Annotated in this window: 16 protein-coding genes; 9 read left to right on the top strand and 7 right to left on the bottom strand. The window is 64.5% G+C overall.

The features are described from left to right. Both ABIB95_RS20555 and ABIB95_RS20550 read right to left on the bottom strand, forming a co-directional pair. Window positions 1-612 (bottom strand): Hpt domain-containing protein (locus tag ABIB95_RS20555; RefSeq protein WP_354241529.1); only part of this gene is annotated, 612 nt, incomplete at its 3' end. Window positions 613-960: 348 nt separating this feature from the next. After that, window positions 961-1,434, bottom strand: a complete 474-nt coding sequence (locus ABIB95_RS20550; protein ID WP_247342801.1) for a response regulator — start codon at window positions 1,432-1,434, stop codon at window positions 961-963. Window positions 1,435-1,929: 495 nt separating this feature from the next. Between ABIB95_RS20550 and ABIB95_RS20545 the strand changes: the two genes are divergently transcribed. From ABIB95_RS20545 to ABIB95_RS20530, 4 genes are all read left to right on the top strand, one after another. Next, on the top strand, window positions 1,930-2,640 hold the full coding sequence (locus ABIB95_RS20545) for a Crp/Fnr family transcriptional regulator (protein WP_208083982.1): 711 nt from the start codon (window positions 1,930-1,932) through the stop codon (window positions 2,638-2,640). Between the two features lie 191 nt (window positions 2,641-2,831). Then, window positions 2,832-3,530, top strand: a complete 699-nt coding sequence (locus tag ABIB95_RS20540; protein WP_038943206.1) for a Crp/Fnr family transcriptional regulator — start codon at window positions 2,832-2,834, stop codon at window positions 3,528-3,530. A 152-nt stretch (window positions 3,531-3,682) separates the two neighbouring features. Beyond that, the gene (locus ABIB95_RS20535; protein ID WP_063980460.1) at window positions 3,683-4,060 is read left to right on the top strand and encodes an Hpt domain-containing protein; all 378 of its coding nucleotides are present in this window, start codon (window positions 3,683-3,685) and stop codon (window positions 4,058-4,060) included. A 98-nt stretch (window positions 4,061-4,158) separates the two neighbouring features. After that, window positions 4,159-4,407 carry a hypothetical protein gene (locus ABIB95_RS20530; RefSeq protein ID WP_071908604.1) on the top strand — a complete coding sequence of 83 codons (249 nt, stop codon included), beginning with the start codon at window positions 4,159-4,161 and terminating at the stop codon, window positions 4,405-4,407. Window positions 4,408-4,470: 63 nt separating this feature from the next. On the opposite strand, the gene ABIB95_RS20525 is transcribed toward ABIB95_RS20530, so the two are convergent. Then, the gene (locus tag ABIB95_RS20525) at window positions 4,471-5,094 is read right to left on the bottom strand and encodes a helix-turn-helix domain-containing protein (RefSeq protein WP_063980458.1); all 624 of its coding nucleotides are present in this window, start codon (window positions 5,092-5,094) and stop codon (window positions 4,471-4,473) included. Window positions 5,095-5,434: 340 nt separating this feature from the next. Between ABIB95_RS20525 and ABIB95_RS20520 the strand changes: the two genes are divergently transcribed. Further along, complete coding sequence (locus ABIB95_RS20520; RefSeq protein ID WP_247342798.1) at window positions 5,435-6,598, top strand: hypothetical protein; 1,164 nt, start codon at window positions 5,435-5,437, stop codon at window positions 6,596-6,598. An 821-nt stretch (window positions 6,599-7,419) separates the two neighbouring features. Next, entirely contained in the window at window positions 7,420-8,634 is a 1,215-nt protein-coding gene (locus ABIB95_RS20515; RefSeq protein WP_354241526.1) for an EAL domain-containing response regulator, read from the top strand. A 679-nt stretch (window positions 8,635-9,313) separates the two neighbouring features. On the opposite strand, the gene ABIB95_RS20510 is transcribed toward ABIB95_RS20515, so the two are convergent. Next, window positions 9,314-10,174, bottom strand: coding sequence for a DMT family transporter (locus tag ABIB95_RS20510; protein WP_354241524.1), 861 nt, complete (start codon window positions 10,172-10,174; stop codon window positions 9,314-9,316). A 161-nt stretch (window positions 10,175-10,335) separates the two neighbouring features. Between ABIB95_RS20510 and ABIB95_RS20505 the strand changes: the two genes are divergently transcribed. After that, entirely contained in the window at window positions 10,336-11,694 is a 1,359-nt protein-coding gene (locus ABIB95_RS20505; protein WP_354241551.1) for an aminotransferase-like domain-containing protein, read from the top strand. A 7-nt stretch (window positions 11,695-11,701) separates the two neighbouring features. On the opposite strand, the gene ABIB95_RS20500 is transcribed toward ABIB95_RS20505, so the two are convergent. Together ABIB95_RS20500 and ABIB95_RS20495 are read right to left on the bottom strand one after the other, a co-directional pair. Then, the gene (locus ABIB95_RS20500; protein WP_071908608.1) at window positions 11,702-12,316 is read right to left on the bottom strand and encodes a GDYXXLXY domain-containing protein; all 615 of its coding nucleotides are present in this window, start codon (window positions 12,314-12,316) and stop codon (window positions 11,702-11,704) included. Beyond that, on the bottom strand, window positions 12,313-13,584 hold the full coding sequence (locus ABIB95_RS20495) for a DUF2157 domain-containing protein (RefSeq protein ID WP_354241522.1): 1,272 nt from the start codon (window positions 13,582-13,584) through the stop codon (window positions 12,313-12,315). The genes ABIB95_RS20500 and ABIB95_RS20495 overlap by 4 nt, the downstream gene beginning before the upstream one ends. A 183-nt stretch (window positions 13,585-13,767) precedes the next feature. On the opposite strand from ABIB95_RS20495, the gene ABIB95_RS20490 reads away from it, so the two are divergent. Next, the gene (locus ABIB95_RS20490) at window positions 13,768-13,965 is read left to right on the top strand and encodes a hypothetical protein (protein ID WP_166057974.1); all 198 of its coding nucleotides are present in this window, start codon (window positions 13,768-13,770) and stop codon (window positions 13,963-13,965) included. Window positions 13,966-14,377: 412 nt separating this feature from the next. After that, a complete protein-coding gene (locus ABIB95_RS20485; protein WP_354118498.1) occupies window positions 14,378-14,773 on the top strand; it encodes a VOC family protein in 396 nt (131 codons plus the stop codon). A gap of 315 nt (window positions 14,774-15,088) precedes the next feature. Here ABIB95_RS20485 and pip read toward each other — a convergent pair whose 3' ends face one another. Beyond that, the gene (gene pip, locus ABIB95_RS20480) at window positions 15,089-16,045 is read right to left on the bottom strand and encodes a prolyl aminopeptidase (RefSeq protein WP_354241519.1); all 957 of its coding nucleotides are present in this window, start codon (window positions 16,043-16,045) and stop codon (window positions 15,089-15,091) included. Between the last annotated feature and the right edge of the window lie 30 nt (window positions 16,046-16,075).

Genomic DNA, 16,075 nt, shown 5'->3' with positions numbered 1-16,075 from the left:
CGCGGGCTCGGCCTTGACGACGGGGGCCGGCGCTTCGATCGCGGTCTCGCGGAAGGCGCGCTCGAGCTCGTCGAGCGAGACTTCGCCCGGACGCAACGGGCGCTCCAGGGTCTGATCGATCAGCGAGCCCTGCGTCATCTCCTTTGCGGGCGCAGGCGCAGCAGCAACAGGGGCTTCAGGCGCCAGTGGCGGAGATTCGGCGACAGGAGCAACAGCACCTGCGGCCATTGCCGCCATGCCCTGCTCGACCATCGCCTCGAGCTTATCGATGAGATCGCGGTCGGTGCCCTCGGGCTCGGCTTCGGTCGCCTCGAGGCCGGCGAGGATCTCCTTGATGCGGTCGATCGAGGACAGGATCACCGTCACGGCGCCGGCCGTCACCGGCATGCCGTCACGGAATTTGCTCATCAGCGTCTCGCCGGCATGCGCCAGCGCTTCGAGCCGCGGCAGACCGAGGAAGCCGCACGTGCCCTTGATGGTGTGGACCAGGCGGAAGATGTTATCCAGGATCTTGGCGTTGTTCGGCTCCTGCTCGAACTTCACCAACTGATTGTCGACGGTGTCCAGGCTCTCGCTGGTCTCCGTCAAAAACTCCCGCAACAGATCATCCATGAGCTACGCCTTACTGAGCGGGACTTCGACGCCTGGGCCGCACCTGGAGTTCGGCGGAGGTCCGCGCCTGGATCGTTAGACAACCCCTTTCACGGTCCCGTTAATTTCAGCCTCCGTGCTAATACGGATATTGAAGACAAGTTTGCGCTTCGAGACCTGCAATAGCGTCTTTCGGCAAAAGCGGCGCCGCATCTCACGCGACAGACGCGATAGGTAAACGCTCCGATAACAACACTGCGACGTATGCGAAAAATCCTGCTCGCGAAGGACGATATGCACGGGCCGCGCGAATTGAATCAAATCACGCGCAATCAGAATCGCTCACACCGCCGCCCGCTGCTCGCCTGCTCAATGCGCAACAGCTGCGCTTGCGGTAAACGAACGCTTATTTCGCGGCCGCCGCGATTGCTGCCGCGCTAACCCAATTGCGGAGACAGCACGATGCTCCGCGAGACAATCCTTGATGGCAGCGAGTAACGCATCCGGTGTAAACGGCTTGCGAAGGCAACGCGCAGCGCCGAGCTCCAGCGCCATCCGGAGGAAGTCGGGCGCGGGCGCGTTCAAATTTGCGAACGCGTAGCCGGACATCGCAATCAGCGGAATGGCCGGCGCGTGCTCGTGGAAGATCCGAATCGACTCGAACCCCCGCATATGCGGCATGAAGATGTCGATCATCATCAGATCGACCTGTTCGTTCTCGAGAGCGCGGAGGTCGGCTTCTCCTCCGTCGGCCATCGTCACCCGGAAATGATTCCGCTGCAGATAGATCTCGATGGCCATGCACACCATCGGGTCGTCGTCGACAACGAGAATATGGTGCAGATCCGCCGGGCCCGCTTGAGCTTCCCGTCTCGACGATTCAAAAATCAAACCGTGGGGAACGCCGTCCTCTGGCTGGGGTCGAAACATTGATGGCCGGAAGCGTCACCGGTCCTGTCGGGAAATCACGGGCAGGTGCGGCAGTCGCGGCGTAGCGAAGCCGCGCAGACCAGTCCCGCATGGATGGAAATGCGCGCTTGATGGGGAAGCCGCAGGTGTCGGTCGGCGTCCGATGGCGGCGCGGATGCGATGCTAGCGGCTCACGACAGCCCCCTTGCCGCTTTTTCCTGCCGCCCCGCATAAGACGGACGCCCCTAATTAACGCGCGAATCAGCGTGCGTTTCTCAATTTCCGCCGCAAATGCCGCAGCCTGTCTGCCCCCCAACGGGTATATGGACGGCCCCACAACCTTTACAATATGTTTTGGTCGTCGTGCAACTGGATGACGCACAGGGCGCGGCGGCCGATCGTCCTAATGAACGCGCCGGATTGACCTGCATGACCGCGAGCGGCCACCCGTCCAACCAGTTGCTGCAAATGCTCGGCGCGGCGGATTTCGATCTGCTGCGCCCCCATCTTGCGACAGTCGAAATGGTCAGGGAATCTGTCTTGGCCGAGGCAGGCGCCGGGCTGCGACATGTCTACTTCCCGCACGGCGGATCCGTTTCGATCACGGTGGGTCTCTCCGAGGGACAGATGATCGAGGTCGCGATGCTGGGCCGCGACAGCGCCGTCGGCGCCGGCGCCGCCCTTGCCGACGGCATCGCTCCGACGGATGCCGCCGTGCTCTTCCCCGGGACTGCGTCCGTGCTCGAAATCGCGGCCTTCCGGGCGGTGGCGGCCGCAAGCGCGCAGTTTCGCGGCCTGATGATCCGCCACGAGCAGGCGCTGCTCGCGCACGCGCAGCAATCGGTGCTGTGCAATACGGTGCACCCGGTCGAAGCGCGGCTGGCGCGCTGGCTCCTGCGTGCCCGCGACCTGTCCGATAGCAAGTTCCTTCCGCTGACACAGGAGACGCTGGCGCAGATGATGGGCGTACGGCGCAACGCGATTTCCCTCGTCGCAAATGCGCTCCAGCGCGCCGGCATCATTCACTACACCCGCGGCCAGATCGAGATCGTCGACGAGCGCGCATTGGAGACGAGGTCCTGCGACTGCTATGCGGCGGTGAAGGGCTGCCACGCCCGCCTGCTGGGAGCCCCGCGGTGAAGATAGCCCGGCGCAACCGGCCTGCTGCATGCCGGTGTGCACACAGTGCAGCAGAGGCGCCGTCGCAACCGGACATCTTGTCCCAATTGCCAATATATCCCGACGAGAACATGATCAAACTTATCCGTGCAGCGAGCAGCCCGTTCGCTTCGAGTTCGGGGGCTGATGAGACGGAGGCAGTCTTGGAAACGATGGCGCGCCCATCCAACGGTTTCCTGTCCGCACTGTCGGCGGAGGATTACGAATTGATCCGCCCGCATTTGCGCATGATCGATCTGCCGCACGAAGCGATCCTGGTGGAGACCGGCGAAACGCTCAAGCGCGCCTACTTCCCCCACCGCGGCGTCATCTCGCTGGTGGTGAAACTCGCCAAGGGCGAGCATGTGCAGGTCGCCATGGTCGGCCGCGACAGCCTGCTCGGAACGCTCTCGACCATGGGCGATGCCTGCGCGCTGAACACGGCAATCGTGCTGGTCCCCGGTGCCGCCTCCGTGATGGACCTCGACCGGCTGCGCGACGCGGCCGACCAGAGCAGCACCTTGCGGACGCTGCTCACCCGTCACGGGCTGGCCGTCTACGCACAGGTCCAGCAGACCGCGGGCTGCAACGCCGCCCATCCGGTGGAATCGCGGCTGTCGCGTTGCCTGCTGCACACCCATGACCTGTCAGGCGATTACCGGCTGCTGCTGACCCAGGAGGCGATGGCGCAGATGATCGGGGCGCGCCGCAACAGCGTGTCGCTGGTCGCCAATACGTTGCAGCACGCCAATTTCATCCACTACAGCCGCGGGCACATCCAGATCCTCAACCTGGACGGCCTGCGCCAGACGGCGTGCGAATGCTACGCCACCGTGAAGGCCCAGTACGACCGGCTGCTCGGCCCGCGCTGACCGGCGCCTTGGTAAACCGGCGGCTAACGCCGGCCTGCAAACACGGATCGTCCTGCTACCGGAACTGAAATTCGGATGCCCTAGACACGGGGCATGCCTCGCGCCGTACAGGCCGCGCGGCAGACGAACCGTGACCAGGACAGGCCAAAGCCATGTTTGAAGTGACCGCCGCGCCGATGCCAAAAGCGCTCGATGCTGCGCCCGCGCGCGAGCCGGGTGCGTACGAAGCGCTGGTGCGGGAGATCGGCGAGGACGGGGCCTGTGAAGTCCGTGACGTGTTCTGGAGCGAGACCTGCGCGCGCCTGCAGCTGTTCCGCACGCTCTCGCTCGCGCGGCACCTCGCCAGGATCACCCGCGAAGCGCATTCGCTGAAGAGCGCGGCCGGAACGTTCGGCTATGTCAGGCTTGCGGCGCTGGCGCTGCGGCTGGAGCAGACCGCGGAGACGCTTGGCGAGGCCGAATTCCACGGTCTCCTCGACCTGATGGATGCCGCCTACGCCGCCGCGCGCGCACAGGAGCCGCAGGGTTAGAAAGGCGCGTGCAAAGCCCGCCGTACTTCTACGGTTAGCGATTTTCACAGATGGCTAATCATAGGTGGCGATAGTCGCCGGAAACCAGGAGGGTTTCCATGTTCACCTATGAGACTGCGGATCAGAAAGAGGTCCGTCGCTTCCGCATCGCACAGTTCAACGGCAGGACGGCGACGGTGAAGGCTGGCGAGGCGACGGTGACTGGTTTCGTTCGCTCGGTGCTGGAGCAGGAATCGAGCATGCCGCCGCGCTGGACCATCACGATCATTCCGAGCACGCCGAAGGAAGAGCCCAAGTCGCTGCGGCCGCCGTCGCGGGTACGCCCTTTCGCCGAGGATTATCTCTGAACCCATCGGGTCCCCAGGCCATTCTCAGGCTTGATCGCCCGCCTGGCGGCGCAGGACAGAACCTCAATCGATCGAATGCAGCAGCGCCGCACGGACGAGGTCCGCGGTGTTGCGCGCGCCGAGCTTGCGCATCGCCTCGGCGCGATGGCTCTCGAACGTGCGCGGGCTGATCTGCATCCGCAGCGCGCCCTGCTTGTTCGAGTAGCCCTCGCTGATCAGCCTCAGCACCTCGCGTTCGCGCTTGGTCAGCCGCTTCTGGCCCGACAGGCCCAGCAACTCGGTGCTCGGCACACGCTGCGCTTGCTGTGCGCGGGCGGCGTTCAATTCGGCGCCCTCGGTCCTGGACTGGATCGGCAGGGCATCCCTATGAGGGCCGGCAAGCTGCTTGACCACGCCGCAAACGCGTTCGGTCTGCGCCAGCGCATTCTCCACCACGCGCTGCAAATAGGCCCGATCGGCCGTAACCGGCGCGAGCTGGTCGCTGTGGTGCTTGATCTCGCCCATGTAGAGCAGGAGCGCGGTCAGGGGGCCGTTGAGCTCGCGGGCGATGGCGCTGGCCATCTCGTCGGCGGCCTTGGCGCGGACCGCGTTCAGGCGGGCGAAATCGAGCTCTTCGGTCGGAGCAGAGCTGCTTTCGAACCATTCCGACGGCCGCGAATCGGTGGCCGTATCGTTCTGTGACCCCATGTGACTCGTTTAGCGGAACCGAGGCCGGTCTGTGGTTAACTTTTTGCTCCGTAAGACTACGGTAATTTTGGCAGTTTTGTGCTGAAATACCGGCGCAGGCACAATTTATGCTAGAGTACCCACGCGATCGACCACGCGTAGGTTGAGGTTTTCGCCCAAAACTTGAGCAGACGACGAAATGCCTCCTTAACCAACGCTCCCCAGCGGGCGCCCGCGCCTCCCGGTTTTTACGGATAAATTAACAATGACTTGCTTCTCTTAGTCACGATTGAGAGCGCGCAAATGCCTCCACGCATGAGGCCGGTAGGCCTGCGGGAAACGCTGCGGAAGATTGCGTGCCATGAACGAGATCGATCGGCTGTCCGAGTTCTTGCAGAGGCTGACGCCGCTCTCGCGCAGCTGTCTGCTCAGCGAGCTCGAGCGGCTCGAACTGTGCGGCATCGACATGCCGGGCTCGTCCGACATCCAGGCGAAGTTGCGCGCCGAGTTCCGCAAGGACGGATCGACCCAGGCACGCGCCACCAGTCCCTCGCGCTATTTCTTCGCGCCGCTCGAACTGCTCCTGATCGACGGCGCACCCGAGCATGCCAATGCGGGGCGGATCTCACGCAACACGCTCACGCCCATCTGGGAGTGGATCTGCCGCGACCTGCTGCCGACCATGGCGCGCGACTACATCAAGGCGATCAACGACCAGGTCACCGCCAACAACCCGAAGGAAGTGCTGAAAACCGCGTCGATCTTCCAGACCAAGGTCCTCAAGGTCCTCGAGAACACCCTCGCATCGGCGGAGAGCACCGAGTTCGCACGCGCCAAGCTCACGCAATACACGGCCTCGCGCACCGCCTTCGACGACGTGAGGAAAATGCAGCAGGTGCTGCGCGCCGGCGACGCGCTGCCGAAGTTCAACGAAAAGCTGCCTGAGAAGATCGCGAAATTCGACGACGGCCAGGTTGCCCAGATCACTGCGCGACTCGATGTCTTCAAGAAGTCCCACCCGGACGCGCTGCCCTTTGCGCTGGCGCTGGTGGCAAGGCGCCTGAAGACGTCCTGGGAGCTGGTGCGCCTTGCCACCAGGACCGCCGCGAGCAAGAGCGTGGCTGACGTCGCCGCCACGCCCTATGCCTGCGTCGTTCCCATGGTGCTCGACCGGCTCGACGACAAGCGGCTCGCCCTGCGGGTCGCGCTCAAGCACAACCGCGTGCTGGTCGCGCGCGACCTGCTGGCCGACATCTACGACACCGAATATGCGCTCAAGGTCCGCATCGACGGCATCGAGGGTTGCGAATGGGGTATCCGGCTCCAGCAATTGATGGATGCGATCGCGGCGCTGGTGTCCGCCGAGGTGAGCCGTTTCCCCTCCAATGTCGGCCACATTCTCGGCTCGCGCCGGCTGCGCAGCCACGACACGCTCGGCGGCAAGCTGTCCTATCTGGCCTGGAAGGGACGCGACGCCGTGCAGGACGGCGCAGCGGCGTTTCGCAAATTGATCGGGCAAACCTGATATTGCGGCGCGGCTACTCCGCCCGCGGCAGGCACAGGAAGCGATCGGTAAATCGCCCTGACAGAACGAATCTGAACCACCAATACATCAATCGCCGCGTCGTCATTGCTGTAATCCTCGACAGCCCACCACCGGCTGCCCACAGCAATAGCGCAGGTGCAGCAAGACACATGTGATGTGCTTCACATTTGCGCCGGCGCAGCCGGCCGCGTTGTCGCAGAACTGTCACGCGTAAACCATGGAACATGCGCGCATCGCGTGAAAATGAACTCTCCCATCGCTGCCATCGTGTCGATCCTGCGATGCACCGCAAGAGCGACGGGAAGGAGGTTGCGATGAGATCGAACCGGCGGACATCGACGATGGCGGCATTGCACGCGCGCGCCAGCGCCGCGCGAAACGCGAGCGGCTCGTAGCGCGTTAAACGAGCTGAATGCGCAGCTCGACAAGCACGGATTCTACAAGGCGTTTCCCGTCCTGAGTCGCGGTCGCGAGCTGGTACTGCATGACCCGGCACGCCACGGCCACAGGCAATTGAGGCGTCCATTATTCAATTGGGCGAAGTGCGCGCGACCTCGTCCGATTACAGGACAGCGCGCGTGTCCGCAGCCAAGCCGCGTCTTGCAAAAATTGCGCGGGATTGCCGCACGCCCGCGCGCGACGCGCGGGCAGACGTAAAAACTTCTGGAAGAAGATCCAGACAATTTTAGACGTGATGCGGGCTTTAACGTTACCCAGATAATTCAACAATCGACTGAAGCTCTCCATATTTGAAACTGCTCCCATCGCTAACACCTGTCGCGGAACGGGAGTGGTTTGCGATGAACGATGAACTTGTTGAGCTCGCCGGACGGAGGCCCAAAACCTTCGGACGGCGAAAGGTAACGCCGCGCGCATGCGTCGCCGACGGCAAGCGCCATCTGCGCGCATTCCTCGCCGAGGTGCTGGAGGATCTTGGCTTCGTCACCAGCGAATGCGCCAGCGCGGACGAGCTGCAGACCGTGCTGACCCGCGAGTTGCCGGACCTGATCCTGCTCGGCATCGCCGCCGACGGCATCGAGCCCGGCACGTTTCTGGAGACGCTGGTGCGCGAGGCCTTCGACGGCAAGGTTCTCGCCGTCGGCGCCCGCGAGTCCATCATCGTCAGGGCCGTGCAGCAGGTCGGCGAGGAATACGGCCTCGCGATGCTGCCGCCACTGACCACGCCCTTTGCCGCCGAGACGCTGCGCGAGCGCGTCGCGATGCTGCTGCCGGACGAGCCGGCGCCGAGCCCGGCCGTGTATGTCGGCGAGGCCCTTCATGCCGGCTGGCTCGAGCTCTGGTACCAGCCCAAGATCGACGCGCGCACCTTGGTCCGCAGCGGCGCCGAGGCGCTGGTGCGGATGCGGCATCCGACCTGGGGCGTGGTGCCGCCCGCCTACTTCATCCCCGAAGAGCACGATCCGCATTTGCGCGAGCTCTCGGAGTTCGTGATCGAGCGCGCCTTGCAGGACTGGCACTATCTCCTGGAGCAGCAGAGCCCGGTCGATCTCTCGATCAACCTGCCGACGTCATATCTGAAGGAGCCGCTGGCGGTGCGCGATCTCTGCCGCCGCATGCCGACGCATCCGGCCTTCGGCGGGCTGACAATCGAGATCGACAGCGAGGAGGCGATCCGCGATCTCGAATTCCTCGTCGAGGTCGCGCGCGAGGTGCGCCTGCACAATATCGGCCTGTCGATCGACAATCTCGGCGCCAACTGGCCGTCACTGATGGATCTGGACAAGATTCCCTTCATCAAGCTGAAGGCCGACCGGCACTTCGTCACCGGCAGCGGCAGCGATCGGCTGAAGCGCACGGTGTGCCGTCACATCGTCGAGCTCGCCCACGGCTACGGCGCGCGCACTGTGGCCGAAGGCGTCGAGAGCCGCGCCGACCTCGTCGCCGCCAACGAGCTCGGCTTCGACCTCGTGCAGGGCTTCCTGTTCGGCAAGCCGATGCCGCTGAAGAAATTCGCCCGGAGCGCACTGACGCGGACGGTGATGGGGCAGGCGTGAGGCACAGGCTTCACGCGAACCGCCGCGCGAAGAAGACGCACACGACCACGAGCGCGGTCGCGGCGATCACCTCCCCATGAAAGATCGCTCTCCTAGCGGCAAACCCAGGCGCCATTGACCAGCACACGGGCGCACGTTGGTGCCGCGACAGCGGCGCCTACGGCCGCTCCACCGACTACGGCGCGGCGCGTCGTTCGCCGCGCGACGCCGGCGACACTCACTGGGGTCGCTGGTCGCCCTACGCGGGCCTGTGCGCTCTGAACCGAGAATGAAAGACCATCCTCCTCCGACCACTGCACCGAGCCCATGGCTGCGCAGGCAATAACGGCGCCGGCTAGCCAAAATTTGGTTCCGTGTCGCATGACGTGCTCCTTCCCTTGCTTTCTGCGGATTTCTGTCAGTCGCGTGAGGATGCCGATCACCGTCCCATCAGCGAAACGAGCAGACCAGCCAGGCGGATGCTGTCACTGTGATCGCGAAACAGGGCACGCGATGCACCGGGGAGATAACTCTCCCATCCAGTGCGGCACTGCGTGCAAGTACAGACGTTGATCTAGATCAACGTTAGCAGTCGCATAACGACCGCGCCAAGGTGTGGTCGCGAGCCAATGACCAGATGGAAGCGCGTTCGATCAAGGTCATCAACTTCAGACCCTGGTCGGGAACTGCGATCACCGCCTCAGGCATATCGCCGCGCGAAGAAGACGCAGACGACCACGAGTGCGGTCGCGGCGATCATGCTCCATGCGACCGGCTCGTGCAGCAGGAAGCCGGCGAGCGCGAGGCCGAAGAACGGCTGGAGCTGCTGCAACTGCCCGACCCGGGCAATGCCGCCGACCGCAAGGCCCCGGTACCAGAAGATGAAGCCGACGAACATGCTGAAGACCGAGACGTAGGCGAGCCCGATCCAGGCGGGCACACCGACGCCGCTCCACGTCGACGGCCATGTCACGATCGCGACCGGCACCATCAGCGGCAGCGCGAGCAGCAGCGCCCAGGAGATCACCTGCCAGCCGCCGAGGCGGCGCGACAGCGCGGCGCCTTCGGCATAGCCGAGCCCGCACAGCACGATGGCCGCGACCATCAGGAGATCGCCGGTGAGCGACGCCGAGCCGTCGTTCGACAGGGCAAAGCCCGCGACCGTGGCGCTGCCGAGGACAGCGAACAGCCAGAACAGCGGCTGCGGCCGCTCGCCGCCGCGCAGCACCGCGAAGATCGCCGTCGACAGCGGCAAGAGCCCGATGAAGACGATCGAATGCGCGGAGGTGATGTGCTGGAGTGCGAGCGCCGTCAGCAGGGGGAAGCCGACTACGACGCCGATGGAGACGATGGTGAGCGAGACGAGATCCTTCCGCTGCGGCCGCGCCTGGCGGAGCAGGAAGAGCACGGCCACGCCAATCAGGGCCGCGATGACCGCGCGGGCGGACGTCAGGAACAGCGCGGAGAAACCACCGACCGCCACGCGCGTCGCCGGCAAGGAGCCGCTGAAGATGATGACGCCGAGAAGCCCGTTGCCCCAGCCACTGCCTGCAGATTGCATGTCCGTCTCGCTTTTTGGGTCACGATCATCGGCTGTCGCCGGTGGCGAGACCAGCGACAATCCAGTACAATCCGGCGAAACTGTATGGATATGGAAGGTAATACACCTTGGGCGGCGAGGCGCAAACGAAGGGACGGGGCGGGACGCGGACCAGCGACGTGATGGGCGCGATCCGCGCCAAGGTCGCCGCCCGCGCGCTCAGTGCCGGCGACCGCCTGCCGTCGATCCGCAGCCTTGCCGCGACAATGGGTGTTTCGCCGTCCACCGTCGTCGAAGCCTATGATCGGCTGGCCGCCGACGGCCTGATCCGCGCCCGTCGCGGCTCGGGCTTCTATGTCTCATCGGCCGTCACCCCGCCGCTGGCGCTGACCGAAGTCGAGCCCCGCCGCGACCGGGAAGTTGATCCGTTCTGGGTTTCCCGACAATCGCTCGACACGGATGATGCCGTACCAAAACCCGGCTGCGGCTGGCTGCCGCCGGAGTGGATGCCGGAGGCGGCGTTGCGCCGCGCCACCCGCGCGCTTGCCCGCACCGACGCGAGCGTGCTGACCAATTACGGCAGCACGAGCGGCTCCCCTGCCCTGCGCCGGCTGCTGCTCACGCGCCTCGCCGAAGACGCGATCGAGGCATCGATCAACCATTTGATGTTGACCGGGTCAGGCACGCAGGCAACCGACCTGATCTGCCGCTTCCTGCTCCGTCCCGGCGATACCGTGCTGGTCGACGATCCCTGCTACTTCAATTTTCGTGCGCTGCTGCGGGCGCATCAGGCGAAGATCGTCAGCGTGCCCTTTACGCCGTCGGGCCCCGATATCGCGCGCTTCGAGCAGATCCTCGCGACTGAGCGGCCGCGGCTCTACATCACCAATTCAGCGCTGCACAATCCGACCGGCGCGACGATCTCGCTCCAGACCGCGCACCGGCTTCTGACTGCGGCCGCGACGCACGACCTCACCATCATCGAGGACGACATCTTCGGCGACTTCGAACCGGAGCGCTCGCCGCGCCTTGCCGCGCTCGACGGATTGAACCGCGTGATCCGCATCGGCAGCTTCTCCAAGACGCTGTCGGCCTCGGTGCGCTGCGGCTACATCGCAGGGCGAGCCGACTGGATCGAGCACCTCGTCGACCTCCAGGTCGCGACCAGTTTTGGCGGCCCGAGCCCGGTGGCGACCGAAATCATCGCCAAGGTCCTGGCCGGCGGCAGCTATCGCAAGCACATGGACGAGCTCAGGCAGAAGCTCACGCGCACGCGCCGCGACGTCGCGCGAAAACTTCAGGCGCTGGGCATCGAGCCCTGGCTGATGCCGCGCGGCGGCTTCTTCCTCTGGTGCCGCCTCGCGGGCGGACAGGATGCCACCGCCGTCGCGCGCGCCGCGCTCGAGGAGGATGTGGTGCTCGCGCCGGGCAACGTCTTCAGCGTGTCGCAGACGGCATCGGACTTCCTGCGCTTCAACGTAGCGCATATGAGCGATCCGCGGATGTGGGACGTGCTGCGGCGGGCGCTGAAAGCCAAATGATCAGCGCCTAGTACAACGGCTCTTCATAGACCGGCTCGCCGTCGAGCAGCAGGCGCTTGATGGCGGCGCGGCCTGAGGGGAGTACGGCGGCGACGACCCGGAGTTTCTGCTGGTTGCGGGCCTGCTCGAGCTTCTTGCCCTCGCCTTCGGGCACGAAATAGCTTTCGAGACCGTATTTGATCGCCAATTTCTCGCAGAAGACGTGCGGGCCCGAGCCGCAGGTTCCGCCGTAATAGGAGACGCGGCCGCGGATCAGCACTTCGGGAGCCGTGACCGTGACGGGCTCGGCATGCACCGAGACGGCCTCGTAGAGACCATTTGCATTCGGCGCGAGCTTGACGAACACGACGGGCTTGCGCTCGGCCGCCGGCTGGCCGGCGAGCGTGCCCGCCGGCAGTTGCGAGATGTCGTAGCGGAGCACGACATAGTCGCCGCGCAAGAGATCGCGGGGATCGACCGGCTGCGTCTGCAACGTCACCTCACGGCCTTCGCGCAGGATCTGCATGCGATCGGCGACCATCAGCACCAGCAGCACGCATTGAAGCAGGACGGCGACACCGAACAGCACGGCTTTCGGGATGCGTTGCCAGAGTTTTGTCACGGACGCGGTCAACTCCATCATCGCTGGGCCCTCGGCAGCGCACGATTGAGCGCGGTGGCAAATACGACGGCAATCACACCGGCCGCGGCAAGGAAGGCCGAGCGGCGCAGCAGCGAGCCCTTTACCGCCCAGGTGATGCCCGCGATGACGCCGGCGATCCCGAGCCAGCCGGCAACGATCCGCGGACGCACATCGTCGAGCACACCGGAGACAACGAGGCACAGCATGGCGCAGAGCAGCGCGGCATAGGCGAACCAGGGCTCGCCGGCCGTGGATGCCGGCCAGATCGGCGCCGCGAGCAGGACCAGCCCGATCGAACATGCCGCAAGGATTTCACCTGCACGCCTGGTGATGCCGGCGGACGCAAGCGCGAGGATCACGCCCGCGGCCCCGCACAGGACCGCCCAAAGCGGCTGGGCCGGCACCGTGCTGTTCCGGAAGCGGATGATGTCGTCGACCGTTGTCACCTCCAGGCAAGCGACGGCGGCCAGCGAAAACGCTCCGTAGATCGACAGGACCATTCCGAGGCGCAGCGCCCTCGGCGACGGCACAGCGGCGATCGCGAGCCCGGCGCCGAACAGCAAGGCGGCGCCGTTCGCGAGCACGAACGACGGCTGGGCACCGTCGAGCTCGAAGCGGAGCGACATCGCGATCCACCACGGAAGCAGCGCGACCGCGACGAGATGGGCCGCCACGCGGGAATTCCATGCAAGCGCGAGCGCGGCAGCGATCAACCAGACCGCCACGAACGGAAGATGCAGGACATCAGGCGCATTATAGCTGCGCATGCAGGTCCAGATGCAGGCCGCGACGAGCGCGACCGCAAGCGCGCCGCGCGATCCGGTCAGCAGTGCGGCGGCAAATCCTCCGATCGACCACAGCAGCATGCCGCCGGCGAAGTCCTCGCCGAGATGATACATCTGGCCGACCAGCGCGATGCCCGCGCCGAAGATGATCGCACCGATGCTCGCGCAGAGATCGGCGAGAACATTGCGGCCCGTCGCGGCGAACCACGCTCCGAGGCCGCCGGCGACGATCATACCGGCGATCAGGATCGCGAACCGCAGCAGCCGCGGGATCTCCGTCCAGTGCGCCGCGACGAAGGCGAGGAAGGCGGCTGCGATCAAGAGGCCACCGACGATGGCAACGACGACGGCGATGTTGATGCCGGGCGAGAGCGGCGGCAGCGCGCTGCGGATGGAGGTGGCAGCCGCCGGCGCGATCACGCCGTCGGCTTCCCACTGCGAAAGATCAGCCTCGAGGCGCTGCCGGTAGGTTTTGTCGAACATCGTCGTGAAACACCTCGCTCCCTGCCGGCTGGCGGGATGCTGTTGGTCGGGCCGCGACGGTAGCAGGTTCAACCTGTCACCGCTCTGGTCGCGGGGGCACCGGGCGCGTGCCCCCCCGCGACAGCGGCTTCGCGTTCACGGTCGAACCGAGTAAGTCACCGGCCGTCATGATGATGACCCGCCATGCAGAAACTGACGAACTCGAGGCAGGACGAGATCGACCGCACTCAGTTCGGCTTCATGGGTCAGGCCGTCCAGGATCACGAGCTGTACTTTGGTCGACTGCAATGCAGTCCCGATGGTCTGCGCGTTCCCGAGCGCGGGAACTTCCATTTCGCGGGCCACGCCCAGCGTCGCCGCCTCGATATCCAGCGTGCGTAGAATATGACATCCGGCGATTCATTGGTCAGATCGTTCAAGCGTAACCGCGCGCGAATTTTGATTTCACGCAACAATTCATCGCACGTGCTTGGGAATTCGAGCATCGCAGCGCCCGACGAGAATACGGTGTTCATGACAACCCCAGTGAGGCGTCCGACACTCCCGCTATTGCCGAACAAAGGGCTCGTCATCGTTGGCCTTCCCGGATGCCGATCGAAGGACCGTACCGCCGGAAGAAAACGGACAACCTCTCGAAGGGTGAGAGCCTCTTGTGCGGGAAGGCGCCCTTTCGGCACCTGCGCGAGGTTATAAGGTCGTCTTCAAAAGGACGCAAGCTGGTCGGGACGGCGGGCCGTGACGACTTTGAACCTTCCGTCCCCACGTATCGGCGGTCTAACGCAAAGGGATTCGCATGCCTCCAACTCACGCACTGACGTCCATCCTTCCCTGCAACGACCTCGCCGCCTCGGAGAAATTCTACGCCCGGCTCGGTTTTACGCGCGCGGACGGCGACAAGCCGGAGGACGGTGAGGACAGCTATCGCATCCTCTCCGATGGAAAGGGCGGCCATCTCCATCTCACCGATGCCGTCGAAGGCTGGCTGATCAGAGGCCGCAACCCGTTCGGCCTCTATCTCTACACCGAGGCCGTCGACGAACTCGCGCGAGAGTTTTCGGGCGAGTTGGCCAACGGACGGGGGCCGGAGGACACGCCGTGGGGAATGTACGAGTTTGCGCTGTCGGACCCGGACGAGACCCTGGTCAGGATCGGCTGGCCGTCACAGCTCCGTCAGAACAAGCAAGCTTGAGCGGCGGAGAGGAAGGCCTGGGACGTGGACTCATTAGCGCCGAGCCATAGCCTGATTGAAGCGAGTTGGACGAAGGCGAGATAGTTGGCGGCAAGCGTGTCATAACGCGTCGCCACACGACGGCATTACTTGATCCTGTTGAAGAAGCGCTCCGTGCTGATGCACGCGGACAATCGACGTGTCGCAGACGCTCTTCTTACGTGGAGTAGCAAGCACCCAGCGTGTCGATGATGCGGCCCCAGAGACCAGCCCGCCGCCAACGGATGATTCTCCTCTTCTGCGCCCGGATTTATTCCGACTTCGTCGTTGCCCTCTTCATAGTGCTGTCGCGAAGCGATCGGTGGCGCGCACCAGTTGATCGAGGATACCTGGCTCCGACCAAGCATGACCTGCACCCTCGACCAGATGGAATGCGGCTTCAGGCCACGCCCTATGCAGCGCGTACGCATATCGGGCTGGACAGGGCATGTCGTAGCGGCCGTGAACAATGGCTCCCGGGATACCGCGGATGCGGTGAGCGTTGCGCAGAAGTTGCCCATCCTCCAGCCAGCAATCGTGAACGAAATAGTGGTTCTCCAATCGCGCAAACGCGAGCGCAAACTGGTCGTCGCCAAACGATGTCGAGAATGCTGGATTAGGCAGCAGCGTGATCGTTTCGCCCTCCCAAATAGCCCAAGCCTTGGCTGCCTCGAGCTGGATGGCTCGATCGTCGCCCGTCAGCCGGCTGCGATACGCCGCAATCATGTCGCCTCGCTCGCTCAGGGGTATCGGTGCCTGGAACTTTTCCCACTTCTCCGGAAAGATCTCTGAAACGCCGAACTGATAGTACCATTGCAGCTCCGCCTTGGTGACGGTGTAGACGCCACGGAGAACAAGCTCGCTGACGCGGTCGGGATGCGTTTCTGCATAAGCTAACGCGAGAGTCGATCCCCACGAGCCACCGAACACGAGCCATTTATCGACGCCTGCAAGTTCACGCAAGCGCTCGATGTCCGATACCAAATGCCAAGTCGTATTCGCTTCGAGCCCCGCATACGGAGTTGATTGCCCACATCCTCGCTGATCGAAGAGCATGACATCATATCGATTGGGATCAAACAGACGCCTATGTTCAGGGGACAAACCTCCGCCCGGTCCGCCGTGCAGGAAGACCGCCGGCTTCGCGCCCGGCGTCCCCACCCGTTCGTAATAAACCCGGTGGCCTTCTCCAACGTCGAGGACGCCAGCGCTATAGGGCTCGATGGGTGGGTACATGGACCTCAACTGACTCATACGGCCTCCGTTTGGCACCACGAGGTTCGA

It is taken from the genome of Bradyrhizobium sp. LA2.1, from assembly GCF_040547725.1.
GTDB classification, from domain to species: domain Bacteria; phylum Pseudomonadota; class Alphaproteobacteria; order Rhizobiales; family Xanthobacteraceae; genus Bradyrhizobium; species Bradyrhizobium barranii.
The sequence above is the reverse complement of the archived record's forward strand: the minus strand, read 5'-3'. Positions and strand labels throughout refer to the sequence as shown.

Bases quoted from the DNA above. Each gene is read 5' to 3' on its own strand.
- ABIB95_RS20505 (WP_354241551.1), top strand. From the start codon at position 10,336: ATGGGCGCGATCCGCGCCAAGGTCGCCGCCCGCGCGCTCAGTGCCGGC.
- ABIB95_RS20525 (WP_063980458.1), bottom strand. From the start codon at position 5,094: ATGGGGTCACAGAACGATACGGCCACCGATTCGCGGCCGTCGGAATGG.
- ABIB95_RS20485 (WP_354118498.1), top strand. From the start codon at position 14,378: ATGCCTCCAACTCACGCACTGACGTCCATCCTTCCCTGCAACGACCTC.
- pip (WP_354241519.1), bottom strand. From the start codon at position 16,045: ATGAGTCAGTTGAGGTCCATGTACCCACCCATCGAGCCCTATAGCGCT.
- ABIB95_RS20515 (WP_354241526.1), top strand. From the start codon at position 7,420: ATGAACGATGAACTTGTTGAGCTCGCCGGACGGAGGCCCAAAACCTTC.
- ABIB95_RS20510 (WP_354241524.1), bottom strand. From the start codon at position 10,174: ATGCAATCTGCAGGCAGTGGCTGGGGCAACGGGCTTCTCGGCGTCATC.
- ABIB95_RS20535 (WP_063980460.1), top strand. From the start codon at position 3,683: ATGTTTGAAGTGACCGCCGCGCCGATGCCAAAAGCGCTCGATGCTGCG.
- ABIB95_RS20540 (WP_038943206.1), top strand. From the start codon at position 2,832: ATGGCGCGCCCATCCAACGGTTTCCTGTCCGCACTGTCGGCGGAGGAT.
- ABIB95_RS20495 (WP_354241522.1), bottom strand. From the start codon at position 13,584: ATGTTCGACAAAACCTACCGGCAGCGCCTCGAGGCTGATCTTTCGCAG.
- ABIB95_RS20530 (WP_071908604.1), top strand. From the start codon at position 4,159: ATGTTCACCTATGAGACTGCGGATCAGAAAGAGGTCCGTCGCTTCCGC.
- ABIB95_RS20500 (WP_071908608.1), bottom strand. From the start codon at position 12,316: ATGATGGAGTTGACCGCGTCCGTGACAAAACTCTGGCAACGCATCCCG.
- ABIB95_RS20520 (WP_247342798.1), top strand. From the start codon at position 5,435: ATGAACGAGATCGATCGGCTGTCCGAGTTCTTGCAGAGGCTGACGCCG.
- ABIB95_RS20545 (WP_208083982.1), top strand. From the start codon at position 1,930: ATGACCGCGAGCGGCCACCCGTCCAACCAGTTGCTGCAAATGCTCGGC.
- ABIB95_RS20490 (WP_166057974.1), top strand. From the start codon at position 13,768: ATGCAGAAACTGACGAACTCGAGGCAGGACGAGATCGACCGCACTCAG.